Origin of the sequence: Spirosoma sp. (genome assembly GCF_048594605.1) — a bacterium.
Taxonomy (GTDB): Bacteria; Bacteroidota; Bacteroidia; order Cytophagales; family Spirosomataceae; genus Spirosoma.
Genome location: NZ_JBMDWV010000297.1, coordinates 19103 through 39042, shown reverse-complemented (window position 1 = coordinate 39042; position 19940 = coordinate 19103). Strand labels below are relative to the sequence as shown.

The following is a 19940-nucleotide window of genomic DNA, read 5'->3' as shown; positions in this document are numbered from 1 at the left end:
AACCTACGTAAGCTACTCTTTCCTATCGTCTGTATTTATAAAGCGAATAACTATCAATTTTGCTCGCTACTTTCTCAATATCAGCCGGTTTGTGAAAAGCGCTGATTACAATACGCGTATTAGCCCGGTCGGCAGCTGTTGGATAAGCAAACGAGTACAAGAGGATGTTTTCTTCCAATAAATACGGGTACAACTCATCGTGTTCTGTGAAGAAGACCGGGTATTTTCTAGCCTGTTGAAATAAACCCGTTGGCCGCAACAATTTTTCGGCAAGACCTATATTTTGTGTAAGTCGTTCGTGGCCCTCAGCATAGAGCATACCAGCGCGTAAATAAGCATCCAGATAGGCAGGCGGCATAGGTGAGCAGGCTCCAAAGAAAGCCGTTTGACGGATCGTCGCCAACGTAGTATTTTCCCCGAAAATAACTCCGCCCGGCAGCCCCATCGCCTTAGCCAGCGAGGCCGTAACCAGCAGCATTACGTTCGGTCTGTGCGCAATTTGAGGCCAGATACCGCGTCCGCTGTTCAGCACGCCGATTCCGTGCGAATCGTCTACGATAAGCGTAATGGGCAGATCGGCTGGTAAATCGTTTACCCACCCAAAATCGTAATAGTCCGATCGTACGGCATCAAGCGAGTTCACCAGAATAGCCACCGGTCCCGACGTTGTTTTGGCTGCGAAGACGCTACGTATCTGATCTGTGAGCTGCGTTGTCCAATCGGCAAACGACACCGCTGGCAACGTAACATTCGGCTGGTGCCATAAAGCCGGATGCGCATTTGGCCCATATAGGAACGTAGCGTTTTGACCACATAACCAGTTGACAATAACTTGACCGGCCATCATCCCCGACGAAAGCGTCAGCGCTGCCTGCGCCCCGACCGAAGCCGCCAGTTTTGACTCAGCTTCTTCGTAGATACCGAGCCGTAGATTTCCATTTCTTGAACTGCCAAAGACGGTACCGTACCGGCTAATGGCTTCTATCACCAACTGTTGAAAAGCGGGATTCTGCTGCAAACCGAGGTAAGCGGTTCCACTGAAGAAAAGGTACTCCTGTCCGTTATAACGTATCGTTCGATTCGGAAGGTGGTCAATTTCAAAAACGTCACTCATTCGTTCACTCATTTCCCAGCCTCAATCTCACACCCGTTCCATTCTCTTTCGCATAAACAACCTTACCGTCTCCGAACGTAACGCCCGTAGCCGGATCATTGGCAATCAGCATGGCTCCATCCAAATCCGCGTAATCAAGCAATGGCAGCAGCTGGGCAATCGCCGAAATTCCGACGCTGGACTCTGTCATACAGCCGACCATTACGCGTAGCCCCAACTCACGAGCCCTGAAAATCATGCGTCGGGCGGGCGTAATGCCTCCGCACTTCGTTAGTTTGATATTGACACCGTGAAAATAACCCGCACAGCGATCAACGTCCGACTCAAGAATGCAACTTTCGTCGGCAATGATGGGCAAGGCCGATTGTTCATACACACGTTTAGCCCCTTCCCAATCGTCGGCAGGCAAAGGTTGTTCAATAAATTCAACGCCTAAACTGGCCAGGATTTTTGATTTCTGTATCGCATCTGCTACGTTCCAGCCGCAATTGGCATCGACCCGGAACGTAGCATCTGTATGCCGACGTAGCGCCTGAACCAGCGCAATATCTTCCTCCGGTCGACCCAGTTTAATTTTATAAAGCGGCCACGGACGTTCCTGCATTTTCTGGACCATCCGTTCGGGCGAATCCAGTCCGATGGTGTAATCCGTCAGCGGACTATTGGATGGATCGAGATTCCAAAGTTTATAGAGTGGTTGGCCCTGTCGCTTCGCCCACAGATCCCAGGCCGCCTGATCGAGCGCACAAAGCGCAAAAGAATTCTGTGCCAGATACGGTTGCATATCGGCCCAGAACTGTTCAGGATCGGCCAGGCTATGATTTTCGATTCGTTCACGAATGGCTTCCAGCGCGCTAGCCATCCCGTCAATCGTAATTCCGTAATAACGGGTAGCTGTAGCTTCGCCAAAACCCCGGTAATTGCCATCCTGCAGTTCAACAATCAGCGTTGGCTGCACATCGCGACTATCGTGAGCAATGGTGAACGTATGTGTTAAGCGAAGATCAACCCGGTGAAGAATTAACTGCATGCGACAAAGTTAGAGGGAAATGAATAACGAATGCGGGTTTAGTTCCGCCGGGTTGTTGCCCGGCGGTCTGTTTTCACGGGACAGGCAATTAATCTTGCGACAACCAAAATATATAAGTAGTTGAAAATCAAAATATTATATTAATATTTTCCGTCTATCAAATCCAAGTAGTACGGCTCCCTCGTAAGTCTGCATGTTGTCGACAAACACAGTAAGCATTCAGTACACAGTTTCACGAAATCAAAAAGACAACATCATGAAGACGTTCAAATTTGCATTCGCTATCATCACGTTACTGGCTGTAAGCCAGGTTTCATTTGCCCAGGAAAAAACCGTTACGGTCGGTGGTGCGCCCATGTACCCCTCAAAGAATATCATTGAGAATGCAGTCAACTCGAAAGATCATACTACGTTGGTTGCAGCAGTAAAAGCAGCGGGGTTGGTTGAAACGCTGTCTGGTCCGGGCCCATTTACCGTATTTGCTCCTACCAATAAGGCGTTCGATAAACTACCCAAAGGCACAGTTGAAACATTAGTAAAACCTGAAAATAAGGAAACGCTCACGGGCATTCTGACTTACCACGTAGTACCGGGTCGTATGAGTGCCGCCGATTTGATGAAAGCCATTTCGGACGGTGGTGGAAAAGCTACATTGAAAACCGCAGCCGGTGGTACGCTGACCGCCATGCAGAAAGGCAGTAAAATTGAACTGACCGACGCGAAAGGCGGCATGGCTACGGTTACGATCCCTGATGTGAATCAATCGAACGGCGTGATTCACGTAATTGATACAGTACTAATGCCGTAACTTCCGATTCTATCCAAAATGAGAAATCCCTGTGATGGTCACAGGGATTTTATTTTGTATCGAAACGTCCTTGAACTTTATTCTGCCAGCGCTTTCCGGTACGTACTGGGTGTCTGTCCGGTTACGGTGCGGAACGTTTTGTTGAAATGAGACAGGTTGTTAAAGCCAACAGCAAAACCTACGTCGGCAACGGTCCGGGCGGATTGTAGCATGCTACGTGCCTGATTAACCCGGTATTCGTTCACAAAGTCAGTGTAGGTTTGCCGGGTCATGCGCTTGAAATATCGGCAGAAGGCAGGAACCGTCATACTGGCCAGATCAGCAACGGCACGGATGTCTACCGGATCGGCGTAATGCTGTTCAACGTATTGACAGATTCGATTGATACGTTGCTGTTCTTTCGGGTTCAGGTCGAAACGGACACCGTCGGTATGAAGCGGATGGGCGTCAGGAGCTTCCGCCAGTAGCTGTAATATACGTAGCAGGGTCAGAAACCGTTCAAAAGGAACTTGCCGGGTCATTTGCCGCAACAGTTGCCCCACTTTTTGCTGACTGTCACCGCTAAAAACCAGCCCTGTATGCGAGCGTTCGAACAAACGCCGGACCGCTTTTAACTCCGGTTTCTGAAGAAAGTCACTTCCCATGAAATCTTCGCGCATCTGCACCACAATTTCTTCGTGCTCTCCCTGTTTACCGTAGCTATAATTCAGATGCGGCAAGTTGGGGCCAATAAACACCAGCTCGCCCGCTTCGTAACGCGATACGTTAGAACCGATACGTCGCTGCCCCTCGCCCGAAGGAATGTACACGATTTCATACTCCGGATGATAATGCCAGTATACGCCACAGGAGTCAACCTCGGTATGATGGATTACCCGAAAGGAGCTGCCCACCCCGGGCTCTATCTTTTCAAATTGAAGCTTCATATGAGCGGCAAAAAGGATGAAGGAAGAAACATTCCGGGTAGCTGAAAATTATACTTGATTTACCTCGCTATCTTCCCTTTTTGGGCTATTCTTCCTTTTGTTTTGTGAAACCGCAAATCGTTTTTAAACGTTTATATTCCAACAAGATACTCTTATCAGGCGACATGAAAAAACTTAGTTTATACGTAGTGTTAAGTCTGCTCTTTCTGGCAGGCTGTGCACAAGGCCAATCGAAAGATTACACTCCCGCTAAGTTACCAGCTCTTAAACCGGGCGAAGCCGTTGCTACGTTTGCCGGCGGATGTTTTTGGGCGATGGAGGAAGGCATGAACCAGCTCAAAGGCGTTCGGGAAGTCATTTCGGGCTATGCAGGTGGTACGGTCAAGAATCCCACCTACGAACAGGTCTGCACCGACCAAACGGGCCATGCTGAAACGGTACAGGTTTATTACGACCCGAAAGTGATTAGCTATTCGCAATTACTCGATGCTTTCTTTGCAGGCCATGACCCTACGACCCTCAACCGGCAGGGACCCGATGTTGGACGTGATTACCGATCCATGATTTTTTACCGGACACCCGAAGAAAAAGCTCAGATTCAGGCTGCCATTAAACGGACGAACGAATCAAAGCATTACCCGAATCCGGTTGTAACAGAGGTAGAACCTTTTAAAGTTTTCTACCCAGCCGAAAACTACCATCAGAATTACTTCGCGCTGCATCCTGATCAGCCTTACATCCAACGGGTATCGCTGCCAAAGGTTGAAAAACTACGCAAAGCGATGGCTGGTCATCTCAAAAATAATACAGCGTTAACAATGATTGACTAGACTTCAAACCCAGTGAGTTAATACAGCATTGCTAACGGATAATATATTGTTGAAAATAGCCGGTACGTACCGGCTATTTTTGTACCATGAATACAACCATTTCTCTTAACAGAATTAATCGTAACGTGTTTGTCCAGAACCTGCTGACGTTTTTCCTCAACCGGCAGGCACTCGCCGTTGGTTTGGTGTTTGCATCAGATAGTCTGCTTTTTGGCAGTTGGGTCGCCCACATTCCACACATTAAGGAGCGATTACAGCTTTCCGACGCCGATTTGGGAATGACTTTGTTCGCTATGCCCATTGGTCTGCTCATTATGAACCCATTGACCGGCTGGATTATCGCGAAACTTGGCGAAACGCGAGCCTGTTTCTGGTCGGCAGTCGGTTTGACGCTGGCAATCTGTATTCCAATTAACGCACCCAATACAGCCGTTATGGCTGTTGGACTGTTTCTGGTTGGCTTATGCAGCGCGCTGATTAATGTGGCTATGAACACAGCAGCAACCAACGTAGAGCGGTCACAGAATATCGCCATCATGTCGTCCTGTCATGGCATGTGGAGTTTGGGTGGATTGCTGGGTTCTGGGATTGCGGGGGCTGTTATTGCGCTCCACATATCCCCTTCGGTGCACATGGCGATCATGGCCGGTCTGGTTCTGCTTATTACGTTCCTGCTTCAGCCTGTTCTTAATACGATTCCGTCGAGCAGCCGGACCGAATCGGGTGAAAAGGCGGGCTCATCGTTTGTATTACCCAACCTGGATCTGCTGATCATGATTTTCATTGGCCTGGCGGTGGCAATGGGTGAGGGCGCTGCACTCGATTGGAGTGCTGTCTACTTACACGAGACGCTTGGTGCCAGCAGCCAGATTGCCGCCTTAGGCTTTGGTGCTTTTTCGTTGACCATGACCAGCCTGCGGTTTGTAGGGGATGCGATACTTCCTAAAATTGGCGCTAAACGCTGGCTTCAGCTTGGTGGATTAGTTGGCGCATCAGGATTGTTACTTGCCATTTTCGTACCCTATCCGTCAGTAGCTTTAGTTGGTTTTGCGCTATTGGGTGCAGGTTGCTCACTAGGTGCGCCAATCCTTTATAGCGCTTCGATGCGCGTTGAGGGTATTCCACCAGCAGCCGGACTGGCAACGTTTGCTACGTTCAGTTTCATCGGTTTTCTGGCCGGTCCACCTGTTATTGGTTTTGTAGCCGAATCGTACGGTCTTTCTTACGGTTTAGGACTTGTTGCCGCTATGCTGTTTCTTTCGGCAGCCCTGTCGCGGCTTGTAAAGTTTTTCTAAAGTCTGTTTTAACGACTGAATAAATGAGCCGACTATCTGCATGATGTCGGCTCATTTGCTTTTTCTTCGGTCAATTTTAGTTACGGCAGACGTACCAGCCTTTGGCCATATTCTGATAGGGTCTCAGCTTGAAAGTAGTGCATGACTAAAAATAACCTAACTCATAAAAGGCGAATGTGTAACCCGAAATTGACTATCGCCGATGAACACGCAAGAACAAATTGAAACGTATATAACTAACCAGCCTGAACCAAAACGTAGCGATATGCAAGCGTTGCTCCACATGATTCGGCAAGTAATGCCCATCTATAAATTATGGTTGCTGGATGGTAAAACACTGAAAATAAAACGGCTTCTAACCCGAGTATTGGATAGGAAATTCGTACCATAAAATATGCTGATGGGAAATCCAGGGAGTTTGATCAGATTGGTATAAGTGCGAATACAAGCGGAATTTCACGCTACATCCTTGGTCTTGACGATAAGAACTACCTGGCCCAGATCTATGGAAAAAACTCGACAAGGCAAGTGCAAGTGGCTATTGCATTAAGTTAAAAACGGTAAACGATATAAACACTGACACCCTCGAATCGGCAATCCGATATGGGGGTGAGGCCGCAAGTAAACATTGAATTTCAAGCAGAAGCACTAGCAAAAGTTGCGCAAAACCTCTGTTGGTGCTTTTTGTAAACTCCTTTGGTTCACGGCCTATGGCGTCTACAGTTTGGAAAGACTTCAAGCTTATCTATTCCTGACTGACCGCAATGGCCAGCAAATACCACGCAGCATGAGGTAGCCATTGTTCGGCCCATCGCCAGTCGCTGTCTTTCCCGGTCATTTTATATGACAGATTAAAATCAATATCGTCTTCGTTGTCCAGGCCCGACGTAATGCCGTTTACAATACCGCCCGGAGCATTGGTATACTCGAATGTACCGAAAAATCCGTAAGTCGGATTGTTATGGCCGCTTCCCTGCAACATACACGCATCATATGGATTCAGACCCAATATCCAGTTGAGCTGATCAAGGGCAAAACGCTCCAGTTTCTCCTGAAACGTTCTGTCGTCGCTGAACATCGGAGCGCACAAACGGGCTGCGGCTGCCATCGACGCGACACGTGCGTTTTCACCCTGCCACCAAGGAGAGGCCTCGCTGCCGTGCGGAAAAAAGAACGTAGTGCGTCGATTACCGAGCGTATCCTGAACCAACTGTCGACTATAGCCAAACGGGTTTTTGACTTCCCGCGTTACGTCCAGCTCAAACGTCATCGACCGCTTTATAGCCTCCTTGATAGCTTTCTGCCTCTCAGCCGACGCCAGCGGGTAATAGTACATCAAACTGGTGACAGGCAAGCCCGCATCGGACGGGTGGAAGAACGGACGATCCTGATCATCGGCGCGCCAGAAGTCACGATACGTTTTCCAGGACGTGAGCCGGTTCAGCAAATTTTGCGCTCGTTTGTCAGCGGCTTTTCGATACGTATCGTTTTGGGTGGCTTTGTACAACTCTGTAGCTGCCGTTAGCGCACAGTAATCATCCACGATGTTTTCCTGACCATCATTAGTCATCGCTATGTTTTCTTTCTCCAGAAAAGCAAAGGCATTTTCAGCTGCTTTGCGATAATCCGCCGGGCTGAAATCGCCCGTTTGGTCGGGCGCATACGTAGCAGCCATCGCCAATGCCGCAATAGCCATACCCCCACCCGACCGATAGCTTACCTGATAACTGCGCCAGTTTGTTTCATCGGCGGCACTGGCCAGCGTCTGATCTTTCGACTGTTTAATACGATACGCTTTATCTTCGGCCTGAATCACCCTGTCTTTCGGCAATTTGCCCGGCCCCGGCGCTTTCACGGACCGGTAAAATGAACCGTTTTTGGCCTGAACCCGTACCAGATAATCAGCGCCGAACATGGCTTCGTCGAGCAGGCGACGATTAAACTGGCGAAAATCTGAGCCTTTGCGCTTAGTAAGTTGGGCGTAACTTTTTAGCAAACTGTAAGCCGTCAGTGTAATCTGTTGTGGATTGAAATACGACGAGAACGTCAGGTGAGAAAGGTGCTTACCGTAGTCGCCAGTAGCATCATACCAGCCGCCATGAACGTCGAGCGTATCGGATAGTCGGCCCGCCAGCACCGATTTTCGATCTGCTTTATCCAGCAAACCCGAGCTTCGCTGCCCTTTGACATAATAGATCACGTCGGAGAGTGTGTATTGCTCCAGTACGTTCCTGCCAATCACGAACGGATACGATGATACGTTTTTGCCCCCTGTTGAAATTTGAATCTGATACGTCCCCTCGGTGGTATAGCTGCTAAAATCGGCCGTCCAGAAAAGCCAGTTTTTCCATTTACTGACCGGCCCACTAAAAACCGGCTTTCCTGAATAGACAGCTTTGCCCGTTATGCTATTGATAAGTTGAAACGATGGAATAGCCATCTGCCGATCGGCCATAACGATGGCTTGCTTGGCTTTGGTTTGTTCATAGCCCACCTGGTTTGTAAGTACCTTAATAGTCTGGGCTTTAAGAACGAATGGAAGCTGACAAATCAAGAGGAAGATGAATAACTTACGTAATTTCTTAAGCATGTAAATCATGACTAGATCAGGAATACAGTTCATTAGTTTCCGGCGCCCCAAAAGATGGCGTTTCGGAAGATTTTTACAAAGGAATCGTTCTTGAATAAGTCAGGATGATGGCCCATGAAAATGTAAACGTTACGTGCTTTCATGTGCTCGTTGGACCAGATAACCGGATGATCGCCCCCCATTTTAATGTTCGAGTCGGGCGAATACGTCGATTCGTCGACCGTGGCTAGTACTGTTACGTTCGGACGTGGACTTTTATCGTACGTGTACCATTCTTCTTTTTCTACCTCAAACGTAGCGGGTACGTCTTTCAGACAGGGGTGATTTTTTGCTTCGACCCGAACGGTAGCTTTGGCGAACGTAGCAATGTAGTTTTTGTAGCGAATCCCACCCATAAATTCTGAAAACCAGGGCCACATAGGATAGCCGTCGAACTCACCCAGCAACGTAGCATGATGAAATCCGATCCAACCGCCCCCTTTGCCTTCAGTAATGTATTTTCGGAATGCTTCCTTTGCCGTATCTGTCCACATATAGGGAGGATAATTCAGCTGAATAAATAGTTGATAGCTAGCCAGAAACGTATCCGTAATTGGCTCCGTGTTTTCGATGTAATCAATTGTAAAATTATTTTCTGTTGCCAGTTGAGCCAGCCATTTTTTGGCCTCTTTCACAAATGGAGCGTGAACGCCCCCACCCTTTTCGGCAATGGCCACTACCCGAAATCGCGGCTTTTGCGATTGTGCAATGGTCGAAAACGCCAGCCCTAAGAGCCAAAGCAGTACGAGAAAACGGCCGCTGATTCGCCAGAAAAACCGATGGTTCATGTAGAATTTTCAGGATAAGAAAGTAAGAAGCCAGGAAAGTTACTGAATCCCTGGCTTTCTAGCGAATTAAATGAATAGGCCCCTGCTCCTGACCAGGTTTCACCTGTTTCCCCTGCTTTAGCCTATACTGAATGCTCCAGGCATACACGCCCCCCGGACAAAGTTCGCCATGATAATATCCATCCCACTGAAATGGCAGTTTATCGGTATGGAAAACAATTTCTCCCCAGCGATTGAAAATGGAGAGCGACGTAATGGTGATATCTCCGCAACCGTAGGCCAGAAAGACGTCGTTCTGCCCATCGCCATTGGGTGTAAAACTGTTGGGTGCATACAGAATACAATCGCAGGCGCCGTAATCGACTGTTACGGAATCCGTCACCGTAGCGCAATCATTGCGGACGCTGGCCCGGAACACACCCGACGTATTGACGATACGTTCAGCATCAGTAAATTGATCCTGCCAGAAAAATTCACCCTCGGTAATAATCGGTTTAATCGTAAATGTCTGGGCTCCACAAAGTACCTGATCGGGTCCTAGTTCTAAAGTTGGTGGACGTATGTAGCGCACCTGAATCGTATCGGCAGCAACGCACGTGGCCTGTGCGACCCGAATACTGTATTGCCCCGCCTGCCTGACAGTGTAGGTGTTTTGTTCGGACCCATCCTGCCATCGATACGTAGCTGCGGCTGACTCTGGAACAGCCAGCGTGAAGGTTTGTCCGTTGCAGAGCGTCGTATCGGCTCCCAGATCGAAATCAAGCGCATAATCAACCGAAATAGAGTCTGTAAGGGTTTTACAGGAGGTGATCACCGTAACCGAATACTTGCCGGGCCGGGTCACCTGCAACGTAGCATTGGCGCTGCCATCCTGCCATTTATAATAAATAGCATCGGGCGTAGTTCCATCCAGCAGCAACGTACTTTTACGACCACACAACGTAGTGTCATTACCTAGATAGAGTGTAACGCGTTTTACCGAAACATCATCGATGTACACGTAATATAAACCCAAAAACGGCGGGTATTTATAAAAGCTACCAATCGTTACGTACTCTTCGCCCCCTTTCGCATTAATGACGCCCGACATCCGTTCCCAGCGTAATCCCTGCACACGCGGCAAGTTGTCAAGCACCTGGGGCGGGGTTTTCAATAGTTCCGTACTGGTAGGCGTCGTAACGGGCTGCGCCGAAAAATGGGCTCCCATTGTTTCTGTCAGGTATCGGCCAGGCGTATTGGTAGCAACATACATTTCAAAAGCATAGCATTCTCCGGCTTCAAGTGGTTTAGTTAGACGGATGCCCAAATATTCGGCCCATCCCTGATCGAAATAGAGCCGCGCTAACCCCTGCCCGGAATGAGGAGGCAGAACCATCTGCCCTGTGTTAAAACATTGATGATAGAAATCGGGAGTGGCCCGCGTTGGGTTGTACCAGGGAGCGGCTTCACTGAGGAGATTATCCTGATACGGACAAGTTCGGTACGTTTCGAAACTGCTATTTGGAATAAGATTCTGCCCCATTGCCATTCCATGCAGGAACGTAACGAGCCCAATCCATAACCAAATCATCTCTCTCCGCATAATCTGTTTCCCTACACCTGGCCTGGAAAGCAGAGCTACCAAATAAAGGGTATCTAAGGTACATATTTTTCCCTCAATACGATGAAAGGCATTATAAGGTTGCGCCCCTAAAAATCAGCTCAGTACGTTGATCAGTGGTCGTTTTCTAATGAGTTGACGCTTATATTTTCTGACCCTCTTCGCTGGTTTGGATCAGTTTGTTCAGGCGATTCAATCGTGTTTCAGGTTGCTTGCCCGTCATTACCCAGTTCATGGCTCGCTTTTGATACGATGGGGCCTGTTTCCGAAAAAATGTCCAGGCTTTTTCATAATTTTTGAATGCCTTCTCAAACTCTTCGGACAAGCCAACTTCGGTCTGCTCGTAAGCGTAAATTCTTGATTTGCTTTCCAGTCTTTTTTCAAACGCAGCCAGCCCCGCAGGCTGCATGAGTCCTTGCTGGGTCAGTTGTTCGATTTTCCGGATATTGACCGCGCTCCAATTGCTTTTTGGTTTTCGGGGTGTAAAGCGATTGCAGTAACTGTCGGCATCGATAGACCGACGAACGCCATCGATCCAGCCAAAACAGAGCGCTTGGTCCACCGATTGCGACCAGGTCATACTAAGCTTTCCAGACCCAACTTTATAGTAGCCAACAACTAACTCGGTTGCTTTATCATGGTTTTCTTCCAGCCATTTCCGAAAATCAGCCTGCGTAGCAAAAAAGATGGGGGCCATATAGGAGAATGAATGTTATGATTTACTAATAAGCGCGAAGGCTTCTTCAGCAAGCAATCTAGTTAATTCACCTGCGGGGAGTTCCCGGCCCAGATGAACTGCCTGACCGGCCCAGAGCGATATAAAATCACCCGAGCCCATTGCCTCCGATTTGGCACGTAGTGGCATCAGGGCACCGCCCGCCAGTGGAAATGCCGGTGCTACGTCGGACATGGGGCCAATCTCGCGGATAATTCGATTAACAATGCTACGTGCCGGACGGCCAGTAAAGACGTTGGTAAGTGCCGTGCTATTATCTTTCGCGTTACGTAGCGCTTCCCGATGAACGGGTGAAACGTTAGCCTCCGGGCAAAACAGATACGCCGTTCCAATCTGCACCGCCGAAGCACCCAGTGCAAAAGCGGCCACAATGCCACGCGCATCGGTTATGCCTCCAGCCGCAATAACTGGTACGTTCACGGCGTCAACGATTTGTGGAACGAGAGCCATAGTGCCAACCTGCGTGGAAATATCCGTACTCAAAAACATTCCCCGGTGTCCACCCGCTTCAACGCCCTGAGCAATAATAGCGTCGCAGCCGTTCTGTTCAAGCCAGCGGGCTTCATCAACCGTTGTAGCCGACGATAGGATTTTAGCGCCGGCAGCTTTAACCCTTGTCAGCAGCTCTTTGTCGGGCAGTCCGAAATGAAAGCTAACAACTTCGGGTTTCATCTCAGCAACCAGCTCACACAAGGTGCTATCAAATGGCGTTCGGTTGGAGATTGGAACAGGAGCCTGCGGGTCAACTCCCAATTCAACATAATAGGGCTCCAGACGTTTGCGCCATTTTGTTTCCTGCGCTACGTCAGGTTGTGGCGGTTTATGACAGAAGAAATTGAGATTAACTGGTTGGGTGCTACGTTGCCGAATGATGGTCAATTCGCTACGTATCTGTTCAGCATTCAGCATCGCGCAGGGAAGCGAACCAAGTCCACCGGCTTCGGCAACGGCTATGGCCAATTTCGCCGATCCCGGACCAGCCATCGGCGCTAACAGAATGGGCAATTCAATCCCTAACAATTTTTGAATGCGATTTTCAGGCCAGTTACCCATAAGTTTATCGACCAGGATCGTAGCGAGCGGCATCAATAATGGACCACAGGTGTATGACCCAGCCCATCAGGATAAACCACAGTGCGCCCGCCAGTATAAATTGTAAAATAGCCATCAGCAGTCGCCCCTGCAACAACTGACCCAAACCCGGAATGAAGAAGCTACAAAGGGCAGCCAGTACGTTGCCACCCGACCCTTGACCTGCCATCGTTACGTATGTTTTTTTAATAAAATTGACTTACGCACATTGATTTACAAAATCACTTTTTGATGTCTGTCGAGTTTGATTGATTAACGGTCAAAATACGCGATAGCCGTTCAACTCCGGTTAATTTCCTGCATTATCAGTGAGGTTTAATTCGGCAAACCTTTGATTTTTACCAAGCGAAAACGCCAAACAAGAAAGCCAGACAAGCCTTTCTCCTGCCAATAACTATCAACACGATACAATCCGTCATAACGGTAACCAGCTACCGGTGAGAAAGCTGATTTCTGGCTCTGACCACGTATTACGCGTACTGGCAATTCCCGTTGACAATTAACGGTTAACGCTACGTTCTGATGGGTGAGTTGCTGGTCGGCTACCTGAAGGCCCGTTGCCTGGCTACGTCCGCCGTGGCCGGTATAGATAATAATATCGCCATAATCTTCATCATCTTCGTAGCCGCCAGATAAAATAATGGAATCGGCGCCTTCCGTTTGCGAACCGCTAATACCTGCTCGTAAAGGTCTGTGCACATCGTATTTAGATAAATAGTACCGATTTTCGAATTCGCTCCCTTCCTGAATACCATCTATTTCTCCAAAAATACGTTTTAGCATTGCGAATTGATATTAGTACTCCTTATCTGACTGTCTATTCTCGTATTCAGGATGCCAGCGTTTTTCAAGTGTCCAGTTAAACTGGAAGCCTTCTTATACTATTCTTTAATACAGAATTCAGCATTGCTCAAAGAAGTCCATCCTTTTTTTTATTTATATTTTCCAATTTATTTTTTCTATGATTTGCCATGTAACACAATACATAATCTATATCCCAATCTCTTAAATGATCGAATCTAGTTTTCCAGAAGAATATTCTAAAACGTACTAAATTGTGAATTTCACTAGCTATTTCAACTAATTTTTCTATTTCATTAAGTGAAACATTCTGTACACTAGGATTAATATCTATATGAGCATAAATCTGATCTCTTAATCTTACTATTCTTTCAGATAATTCATCTTGAGATAATAATAACTTACGTACATCATTCACTAAATTTATAACATCGGCTTTTGATCTTACCTCCTCAGTTGTTTTGTTTTTGTTATTTTCAAGTAAAATTTTTAGGCTAGTACCATATTCAGACGATTCCAATTTATTACATAACTTATAGAAACTTCTTTCTTCCCCTTTTCTTTTGCTGAATAGCTTTGATAATTGAATAACTAGTATAAATTTCAATTGATAGATATGATGAACAAAAAAACCATGTTGTTTTACTTCATCTTCATATTCATATTTATCAGCAATTAGCCTATTAATATTCTTTATAGAAATATTTAGATCAACTATTATATTACTTTGATCCTCTAAAAAAAGCTTTAGATGCTCAGTCTCCAGCATAAAATTTAATAATTAAAAAGTGTCGGGTTTGAGAACCCGACACCACGAAAAATAGCCAATAGGAATAAAGGTTATAACCCCAGAACTTTCTTATTGAAGTTTTCATCAGCGCCTGTGCCAGCGAAGTCGTCAAAGGCGCGTTCGGTGACGCGGATGATGTGACTTTCGATGAAGGGAGCACCTTCGGCGGCACCCTGTTCGGGGTGTTTCAGGGCGCACTCCCACTCCAGAACAGCCCAGCGATCGTAGTCGTACTGCGCCAGTTTAGAGAAGATGCCTGAGAAGTCAACCTGCCCATCGCCCAGGGAACGGAATCGTCCGGCCCGCTCGACCCATCCCTGATAACCGCCATATACACCTTGTTTTCCCGTTGGGTTAAACTCAGCATCTTTCACGTGATAAGCATAGATACGGTCGTGATAGAAGTCAATGAATTGCAGGTAATCAAGCTGCTGCAACACAAAGTGGCTCGGATCGTAATTGATACCTGCGCGCGGGTGATTCCCTACTTTCTCCAGAAACATCTCGAACGTAACGCCATCGTGCAGATCTTCGCCGGGGTGCAGTTCATAAGCCAGATCGACTCCCGCTTCATCGTAGGCGTTCAGGATAGGGGTCCAGCGATTTGCCAGTTCAGTAAAACCTGTTTCAACTAATCCTGCCGGGCGTTGTGGCCACGGATAAATAAACGGCCATAGCAAAGCGCCTGAAAACGTTGGGCTGGCTTTCAGTCCGAGATTCTTGCTGGCTTTGGCGGTCAGCAGCAACTGATCGGTAGCCCATGCCTGCTGTTCTTTGGGTTTACCTGCCAGTTCGGCTGGACCAAAGCCATCGAACATAGCTCCATAGGCGGGATGGACAGCTACCAATTGGCCTTGCAGGTGGGTAGCCAACTCTGTAATCTCAACGCCAATGTCTTTAAGCTTACCTTTAAACTCATCGCAATACGTCTGACTTTCAGCAGCTTGCTTCAGGTCAATCATACGCGGGTCCCAAGTTGGAATCTGGACACCTTTGTAGCCCAGATCAGCCATATATTTTGCAATAGATTCAAGGGAATTAAACGGTTCAGCGTCGCCCAGAAACTGCGCCAGAAAGATTCCAGGCCCTTTCAATGTTTTCATGTATGGTCAATTTTGAATGATTGATGAGTAAATGAAGCCAAACAACTATGTGCTGAGAATTAAATCTCTACCCACGCTTGTTTGCGGTTCGACTCCAGTATTTTCTCGCAGATAAGCAACTCACGATAGCCATCGGCGAAGGTTGGGAAAGTTGGGTTTTCGGGTTGCTTTCCTGCAGCAATCGCGTCGTAAACTTCCTTAAAGAGTTGCTTTGACGTATCAGGGAAGCCTTCATTGTGTCCGCCGGGGAACGACATTACGGAACGCGCTTCCGGGTGCGCCAGCGACGGATCGCGCAGGAACGATTCATTTGAGCCATCGCGATTACCGATCCACATCTGGTTAGGCGCTTCGGAGTTCCAGGCAAACGTTTTCTTCGATCCGGCGATTTCGAGCTTCATCTGGTTTTTTCGTCCCGCCGACACCTGCGATACCGTAATAACACCTTTGTTGCCGTTATCGAAACGTAGCAATACGTTGGCGTGGTCTTCGGTGTTGATGGGTACGTCGGCGTAATCCTCGGGCTTCAGCATTTTACCCGAATATGTTTCAACGGCTTTGAGTGGCTTCTTCCGGAATTTATGAATGGTATTGAAATCCGCCATCACCGCTACGGTTTTAAGGCCCGTGATGTATTCCAGGCTATCCATCAGGTGCGAACCAATATCGGCAATGGCACGGGAATCGCCGGACTTATCGGGTTCGAGACGCCAGTTATAGTCGGTTTCGTAAAATAACCAGTCCTGTAAATAGGAACCGATTACGGAATAAATATCGCCCAGATTATCCTGTTCACGCATGACTTTCATCTGCCGCACCAGCGGATAATAGCGTAGATTAAAGTGAACAGCGTTGACCAGTCCGGTTTTCTTTGCCAGTTCGACCAGTTCTTCGGCTTCGTGCAGGTCTTTCGCCAGCGGTTTTTCGCACACTACGTGCTTACCAGCCTCCAAAGCCGCTTTCGATTGAGCATAGTGCAGGAAGTTAGGGGTACAGATATGCACCACTTTGATGTCGTCCATCTTCAACAGTTCATCGAACGTGCAAGCCCGTTCGATACCCAGTTGATCGGCTTTCTGACGGGCCAGTTCAGGCGTCACCTCGCAGAGTGCAACAACGTTTGTATTAGGCAAGCGACGTAGCGCTTCGATATGCGCAGGCCCGATGAATCCGGTTCCAACGACACCAACATTGATTTTTTGCATGAAAGAGAATTGTTGAATGATTGAATTGTTGAATTGTTGAATTAGAAGCTCCGCTGGCTATCTTTTGAGTTTTTACGAGCTGTCGAAAAAATAGCTAATAACTCAGAAGCTTCATTCATCAAATTTCCTAGTTTCTCTGAACGTACTATTTCAGCTTCAATAAGCAATTCCATCCAGAATACTGACTCGTCGGCTTCCTCAACGACGATGCTAAGTTTAGAAAAATATTCTGCCTGACTTCTGGCACGGCAAACCGCTCTATAATTTGCGCCTACTGATGTTGCCGAACGTAGTAGCTGTTTACCAATAATTTTTGCTTCATCTGTTTTGGGCAAAGCACGAAACAACCTTATGGTACGTAGGGAGAAATCTTTTGTTCGCTTTTGCATCTGCTGAACAAACTCAATTTTACTGTTCATATAGTATGAATGATTAAGTTGTCAAATAATTGAATTCACAATAAATACACCAGACTAAAAAATAAATATACTTCTGATAATTACTCAATCATTCAACAACTCAGTCATTCAATCATTTAGCTAATAAACTTCGTCCACTTCTCCTTCGACTCGTTCGACGCAAGGACCGTATCAATGAACGCCAGGCCTCGAACGCCATCCTCGGCTTTTGGAAAATCATAAATCGGATCAGGATCGCGGCCTTCCATGTGCGCTTTTACGGCGTAAGCAAAGTTGCGGTACAGGTTGGCGAACGCTTCAAAGAAGCCCTCAGGGTGACCAGCGGGCAATCGCCAGTGCGCTTTGGCAGAGGCCGACAAATCACCGACATTCGGGCGGATAATCCGCTGACCTTCCTGCGTTTTGTATTTTAACGTATTGGGCTCCATCTGATGCCATTCCAGCCCGCCCAGTTCGCCATAAACATAAATTTTCAGCGAGTTTTCTTCGCCATTGGCAATCTGGCTGGCGTGCAGAACCCCCTTCGCTCCACCCTCGAAACGAAGCAGTACGTTGCCATCATCGTCGAGCAATCGACCGGGCACAAACGCGCTTAAATCGGCGCAGAGTTCGCTGATTTTTAAGCCCGTTACGTATTCAGCCAGGTTTTCAGCGTGCGTACCAATATCGCCCATACAACCAGCAGCGCCGGATTTTGACGGATCGGTCCGCCAGATCGCCTGCTTGTAATTGTTATCTTCTTCCTTTTTGGAAAGCCACCCCTGCGGATATTCAACAACGACTTTCCGGATTTTTCCGAGTTTGCCGTTCCGTACCATATCGCGAGCCTCTTTCACCATCGGATAACCCGTGTAGTTGTGCGTTAGTCCGAAAACAAGTCCCGATGCCTCCACAATCTTTGCCAGTTCTTTAGCTTCTTCCAGATTCAGGGTCATCGGCTTGTCGCACATCACATGGAACCCGTTTTCCAGGGCCATTTTAGCGGGCGGAAAGTGCATATGGTTTGGAGTTACGATGGAAACAAAATCCATTCGCTCACCTTCCGGCAAAGTTTTTTCCCGCTCAATCATTTCCTCGAAAGAGGTATAAATCCGGTCTTCAGGCAGATAAAGCGCATGCCCCGTCGCTTTCGATTTTTCGGGCGACGAACTAAAGACACCGCAGACTAGTTCGATTTCGTTATCAAAACCAGCTGCCCGGCGATGAACGGCGCCAATAAACGCGTCGAGGCCACCGCCCACCATACCCATTCGCAATTTTCTGTGCATAGGTTGTTAAGTTGAGTGTAAACAGGGTAGAAAAGAGGGTTATGGTAGTTGGTTTACTGTATTTCCAGCCACCATAGACTCTTTATTTTACGGCTGGAAATTAGCGGTTTTCTCTTATTTTTCGGAAATTTTGCACAAAAACACCTTCAAATAGGGAGTTTATCCTACTTGGTGCCTTATAGTACTCGAACAATTTAATACACTAAATCCCCTCTGGCAGAAAATGAATCAAACCGTTAATCCTTCGCGGCTATTCCTGGCTAGCTGCTTTGCTCTTATCACTACCGCCTTTTCGTTTAGTATACGGGCTGGTATTTTGCCTCAGTTGGGCACCGAACTTGGACTATCGGCAGAGCAGCTAGGCTTCATCAATTCCATGTGGTTCTTCGGCTTTCCGATCGCCATGATTGTGGGTGGTCTGGTTTATTACTCCGTAGGGCCTAAGATTATCATGAATGTTGCGCTTCTGTGTCATACCCTGGGCATTCTACTGACGATCTATGCGGGTAGCTACTCGACGCTGCTGATTTCTACCTTACTGATCGGGATTGGTAATGGCTGTACAGAAGCGGCCTGTAATCCGATGATTGCGGATATGTATTCGGGCGCCCAGATGAATAAGATGCTGAATCGCTTCCATATGTGGTTCCCTGGCGGTATCGTGGTCGGTAGCCTGATCTCTAAATTCATGACCGACGCCGGTCTGTCCTGGCAGACGCAGGTCTGGGTTATTATGATCCCGACCATACTGTACGCCATCCTGTTTTTTGGTCAAACATTCCCAACCTCAAAAGAGGTAAGTGCTACGTCGCTGAGCAGTAATTTTCAGGCAATGCTTACCCCGCTCTTCCTGTTTATATTTGTCTGCATGGCTTTCACCGCCATTTCTGAGTTCGGCCCACAGCAATGGGTTGGTCTTATCATGGCCAAGAGCGGAGCTACACCGATGTACATTCTGGCCCTTACAACGGGTCTGATGGCGATTGGCCGGTATTTTGGTGGCCCCATCATTCATAGACTCAACCAAACCGGCGTACTGCTGGGGGGCGCTGTCTTTGCAACCATTGGCATCTATCTGTTCAGCACCCAAACGGGATCGATGGCCTACGTAGCAGCCGTTTTCTTCGCTATCGGTGTCTGTTATTTCTGGCCAACCATGATTGGTTTTGTCGCCGAAAATATTCCGGCCAGTGGAGCGCTAGGAATGTCGATTATCGGTGGAGTCGGTATGTTCTCAACCTCAATCTGGCAGCCGATTATTGGCGGATGGATTGATGAAGCCAAAGTCGAAAAAGCGGCTACAGGCTTATCCGGCGATGCGCTTGAGTTAGCTGCGGGTCAGGCAACACTGTCCAGAATGACTCTATTCCCGATCTTTCTAATTGTTGCCTTTATCGTTCTATGGTTCTGGATGCGGAATCGTAAACCGGGCCATGTCGACGAAAGCGTTATTCTCGAACAGCCACAGTTGTAATTTCTAAGTAATTTCACCTATAAAAAGGCTCT

20 protein-coding genes are annotated in these 19940 nt (G+C 47.7%); 5 read left to right on the top strand and 15 right to left on the bottom strand.

What is annotated here, in order from left to right:
* Window positions 1–22: 22 nt before the first annotated feature.
* Together ACOJS8_RS18015 and ACOJS8_RS18010 are read right to left on the bottom strand one after the other, a co-directional pair.
* Window positions 23–1114, bottom strand: coding sequence for an aminotransferase class I/II-fold pyridoxal phosphate-dependent enzyme (locus ACOJS8_RS18015; protein ID WP_420149936.1), 1092 nt, complete (start codon window positions 1112–1114; stop codon window positions 23–25).
* A 4-nt stretch (window positions 1115–1118) separates the two neighbouring features.
* On the bottom strand, window positions 1119–2144 hold the full coding sequence (locus ACOJS8_RS18010) for a dipeptide epimerase (RefSeq protein WP_420149935.1): 1026 nt from the start codon (window positions 2142–2144) through the stop codon (window positions 1119–1121).
* A 256-nt stretch (window positions 2145–2400) separates the two neighbouring features.
* On the opposite strand from ACOJS8_RS18010, the gene ACOJS8_RS18005 reads away from it, so the two are divergent.
* Window positions 2401–2952 carry a fasciclin domain-containing protein gene (locus tag ACOJS8_RS18005; protein WP_420149934.1) on the top strand — a complete coding sequence of 184 codons (552 nt, stop codon included), beginning with the start codon at window positions 2401–2403 and terminating at the stop codon, window positions 2950–2952.
* A 77-nt stretch (window positions 2953–3029) separates the two neighbouring features.
* Here the strand turns inward: ACOJS8_RS18005 and ACOJS8_RS18000 are convergent, their stop codons facing one another.
* A complete protein-coding gene (locus tag ACOJS8_RS18000) occupies window positions 3030–3878 on the bottom strand; it encodes an AraC family transcriptional regulator (protein WP_420149933.1) in 849 nt (282 codons plus the stop codon).
* A gap of 164 nt (window positions 3879–4042) precedes the next feature.
* On the opposite strand from ACOJS8_RS18000, the gene msrA reads away from it, so the two are divergent.
* The 3 genes from msrA (at window position 4043) to ACOJS8_RS17985 (ending at window position 6394) form a co-directional block, all read left to right on the top strand.
* On the top strand, window positions 4043–4708 hold the full coding sequence (msrA, locus tag ACOJS8_RS17995; RefSeq protein WP_420149932.1) for a peptide-methionine (S)-S-oxide reductase MsrA: 666 nt from the start codon (window positions 4043–4045) through the stop codon (window positions 4706–4708).
* A gap of 86 nt (window positions 4709–4794) precedes the next feature.
* The gene (locus tag ACOJS8_RS17990) at window positions 4795–6003 is read left to right on the top strand and encodes an MFS transporter (protein ID WP_420149931.1); all 1209 of its coding nucleotides are present in this window, start codon (window positions 4795–4797) and stop codon (window positions 6001–6003) included.
* Between the two features lie 202 nt (window positions 6004–6205).
* Window positions 6206–6394 (top strand): hypothetical protein, encoded by a 189-nt coding sequence (locus ACOJS8_RS17985; protein ID WP_420149930.1) that lies wholly within the window; start codon window positions 6206–6208, stop codon window positions 6392–6394.
* Window positions 6395–6748: 354 nt separating this feature from the next.
* On the opposite strand, the gene ACOJS8_RS17980 is transcribed toward ACOJS8_RS17985, so the two are convergent.
* The 12 genes from ACOJS8_RS17980 to ACOJS8_RS17925 all read right to left on the bottom strand — a co-directional run bounded on the left by ACOJS8_RS17980 (window position 6749) and on the right by ACOJS8_RS17925 (window position 18416).
* Window positions 6749–8602, bottom strand: coding sequence for a glycoside hydrolase family 9 protein (locus tag ACOJS8_RS17980; protein WP_420149929.1), 1854 nt, complete (start codon window positions 8600–8602; stop codon window positions 6749–6751).
* 23 nt (window positions 8603–8625) lie between these two features.
* The gene (locus ACOJS8_RS17975) at window positions 8626–9420 is read right to left on the bottom strand and encodes a ThuA domain-containing protein (protein WP_420149928.1); all 795 of its coding nucleotides are present in this window, start codon (window positions 9418–9420) and stop codon (window positions 8626–8628) included.
* A 58-nt stretch (window positions 9421–9478) separates the two neighbouring features.
* On the bottom strand, window positions 9479–10990 hold the full coding sequence (locus tag ACOJS8_RS17970; protein ID WP_420149927.1) for a gliding motility-associated C-terminal domain-containing protein: 1512 nt from the start codon (window positions 10988–10990) through the stop codon (window positions 9479–9481).
* A 172-nt stretch (window positions 10991–11162) separates the two neighbouring features.
* Window positions 11163–11717 (bottom strand): YdeI/OmpD-associated family protein, encoded by a 555-nt coding sequence (locus ACOJS8_RS17965; protein WP_420149926.1) that lies wholly within the window; start codon window positions 11715–11717, stop codon window positions 11163–11165.
* A 15-nt stretch (window positions 11718–11732) separates the two neighbouring features.
* The gene (locus ACOJS8_RS17960; protein WP_420149925.1) at window positions 11733–12842 is read right to left on the bottom strand and encodes an NAD(P)H-dependent flavin oxidoreductase; all 1110 of its coding nucleotides are present in this window, start codon (window positions 12840–12842) and stop codon (window positions 11733–11735) included.
* Complete coding sequence (locus ACOJS8_RS17955) at window positions 12814–13017, bottom strand: hypothetical protein (RefSeq protein ID WP_420149924.1); 204 nt, start codon at window positions 13015–13017, stop codon at window positions 12814–12816. Before ACOJS8_RS17955 ends, ACOJS8_RS17960 begins: the two co-directional genes overlap by 29 nt.
* A 146-nt stretch (window positions 13018–13163) precedes the next feature.
* Entirely contained in the window at window positions 13164–13631 is a 468-nt protein-coding gene (locus ACOJS8_RS17950) for a YDG/SRA domain-containing protein (protein WP_420149923.1), read from the bottom strand.
* A 127-nt stretch (window positions 13632–13758) separates the two neighbouring features.
* Window positions 13759–14418 (bottom strand): hypothetical protein, encoded by a 660-nt coding sequence (locus tag ACOJS8_RS17945; protein ID WP_420149922.1) that lies wholly within the window; start codon window positions 14416–14418, stop codon window positions 13759–13761.
* Window positions 14419–14489: 71 nt separating this feature from the next.
* A complete protein-coding gene (locus ACOJS8_RS17940; RefSeq protein ID WP_420149921.1) occupies window positions 14490–15542 on the bottom strand; it encodes a sugar phosphate isomerase/epimerase family protein in 1053 nt (350 codons plus the stop codon).
* Window positions 15543–15601: 59 nt separating this feature from the next.
* A complete protein-coding gene (locus tag ACOJS8_RS17935; RefSeq protein ID WP_420149920.1) occupies window positions 15602–16747 on the bottom strand; it encodes a Gfo/Idh/MocA family protein in 1146 nt (381 codons plus the stop codon).
* A gap of 41 nt (window positions 16748–16788) precedes the next feature.
* The gene (locus ACOJS8_RS17930; protein ID WP_420149919.1) at window positions 16789–17166 is read right to left on the bottom strand and encodes a four helix bundle protein; all 378 of its coding nucleotides are present in this window, start codon (window positions 17164–17166) and stop codon (window positions 16789–16791) included.
* A 116-nt stretch (window positions 17167–17282) separates the two neighbouring features.
* On the bottom strand, window positions 17283–18416 hold the full coding sequence (locus ACOJS8_RS17925) for a Gfo/Idh/MocA family protein (RefSeq protein WP_420149955.1): 1134 nt from the start codon (window positions 18414–18416) through the stop codon (window positions 17283–17285).
* Between the two features lie 241 nt (window positions 18417–18657).
* Here ACOJS8_RS17925 and ACOJS8_RS17920 point away from each other — a divergent pair, with 241 nt between their 5' ends.
* Window positions 18658–19908: an MFS transporter gene (locus tag ACOJS8_RS17920; protein WP_420149918.1), complete on the top strand. Its 1251-nt coding sequence runs from the start codon at window positions 18658–18660 to the stop codon at window positions 19906–19908.
* Window positions 19909–19940: the final 32 nt, after the last annotated feature.

Excerpts from the sequence above, each read along its gene's own strand:
- ACOJS8_RS18015 (WP_420149936.1), bottom strand. The coding sequence starts at position 1,114 with ATGAGTGACGTTTTTGAAATTGACCACCTTCCGAATCGAACGATACGT.
- ACOJS8_RS18010 (WP_420149935.1), bottom strand. The coding sequence starts at position 2,144 with ATGCAGTTAATTCTTCACCGGGTTGATCTTCGCTTAACACATACGTTC.
- ACOJS8_RS18005 (WP_420149934.1), top strand. The coding sequence starts at position 2,401 with ATGAAGACGTTCAAATTTGCATTCGCTATCATCACGTTACTGGCTGTA.
- ACOJS8_RS18000 (WP_420149933.1), bottom strand. The coding sequence starts at position 3,878 with ATGAAGCTTCAATTTGAAAAGATAGAGCCCGGGGTGGGCAGCTCCTTT.
- msrA (WP_420149932.1), top strand. The coding sequence starts at position 4,043 with ATGAAAAAACTTAGTTTATACGTAGTGTTAAGTCTGCTCTTTCTGGCA.
- ACOJS8_RS17990 (WP_420149931.1), top strand. The coding sequence starts at position 4,795 with ATGAATACAACCATTTCTCTTAACAGAATTAATCGTAACGTGTTTGTC.
- ACOJS8_RS17985 (WP_420149930.1), top strand. The coding sequence starts at position 6,206 with ATGAACACGCAAGAACAAATTGAAACGTATATAACTAACCAGCCTGAA.
- ACOJS8_RS17980 (WP_420149929.1), bottom strand. The coding sequence starts at position 8,602 with ATGATTTACATGCTTAAGAAATTACGTAAGTTATTCATCTTCCTCTTG.
- ACOJS8_RS17975 (WP_420149928.1), bottom strand. The coding sequence starts at position 9,420 with ATGAACCATCGGTTTTTCTGGCGAATCAGCGGCCGTTTTCTCGTACTG.
- ACOJS8_RS17970 (WP_420149927.1), bottom strand. The coding sequence starts at position 10,990 with ATGATTTGGTTATGGATTGGGCTCGTTACGTTCCTGCATGGAATGGCA.
- ACOJS8_RS17965 (WP_420149926.1), bottom strand. The coding sequence starts at position 11,717 with ATGGCCCCCATCTTTTTTGCTACGCAGGCTGATTTTCGGAAATGGCTG.
- ACOJS8_RS17960 (WP_420149925.1), bottom strand. The coding sequence starts at position 12,842 with ATGCCGCTCGCTACGATCCTGGTCGATAAACTTATGGGTAACTGGCCT.
- ACOJS8_RS17955 (WP_420149924.1), bottom strand. The coding sequence starts at position 13,017 with ATGGCAGGTCAAGGGTCGGGTGGCAACGTACTGGCTGCCCTTTGTAGC.
- ACOJS8_RS17950 (WP_420149923.1), bottom strand. The coding sequence starts at position 13,631 with ATGCTAAAACGTATTTTTGGAGAAATAGATGGTATTCAGGAAGGGAGC.
- ACOJS8_RS17945 (WP_420149922.1), bottom strand. The coding sequence starts at position 14,418 with ATGCTGGAGACTGAGCATCTAAAGCTTTTTTTAGAGGATCAAAGTAAT.
- ACOJS8_RS17940 (WP_420149921.1), bottom strand. The coding sequence starts at position 15,542 with ATGAAAACATTGAAAGGGCCTGGAATCTTTCTGGCGCAGTTTCTGGGC.
- ACOJS8_RS17935 (WP_420149920.1), bottom strand. The coding sequence starts at position 16,747 with ATGCAAAAAATCAATGTTGGTGTCGTTGGAACCGGATTCATCGGGCCT.
- ACOJS8_RS17930 (WP_420149919.1), bottom strand. The coding sequence starts at position 17,166 with ATGAACAGTAAAATTGAGTTTGTTCAGCAGATGCAAAAGCGAACAAAA.
- ACOJS8_RS17925 (WP_420149955.1), bottom strand. The coding sequence starts at position 18,416 with ATGGGTATGGTGGGCGGTGGCCTCGACGCGTTTATTGGCGCCGTTCAT.
- ACOJS8_RS17920 (WP_420149918.1), top strand. The coding sequence starts at position 18,658 with ATGAATCAAACCGTTAATCCTTCGCGGCTATTCCTGGCTAGCTGCTTT.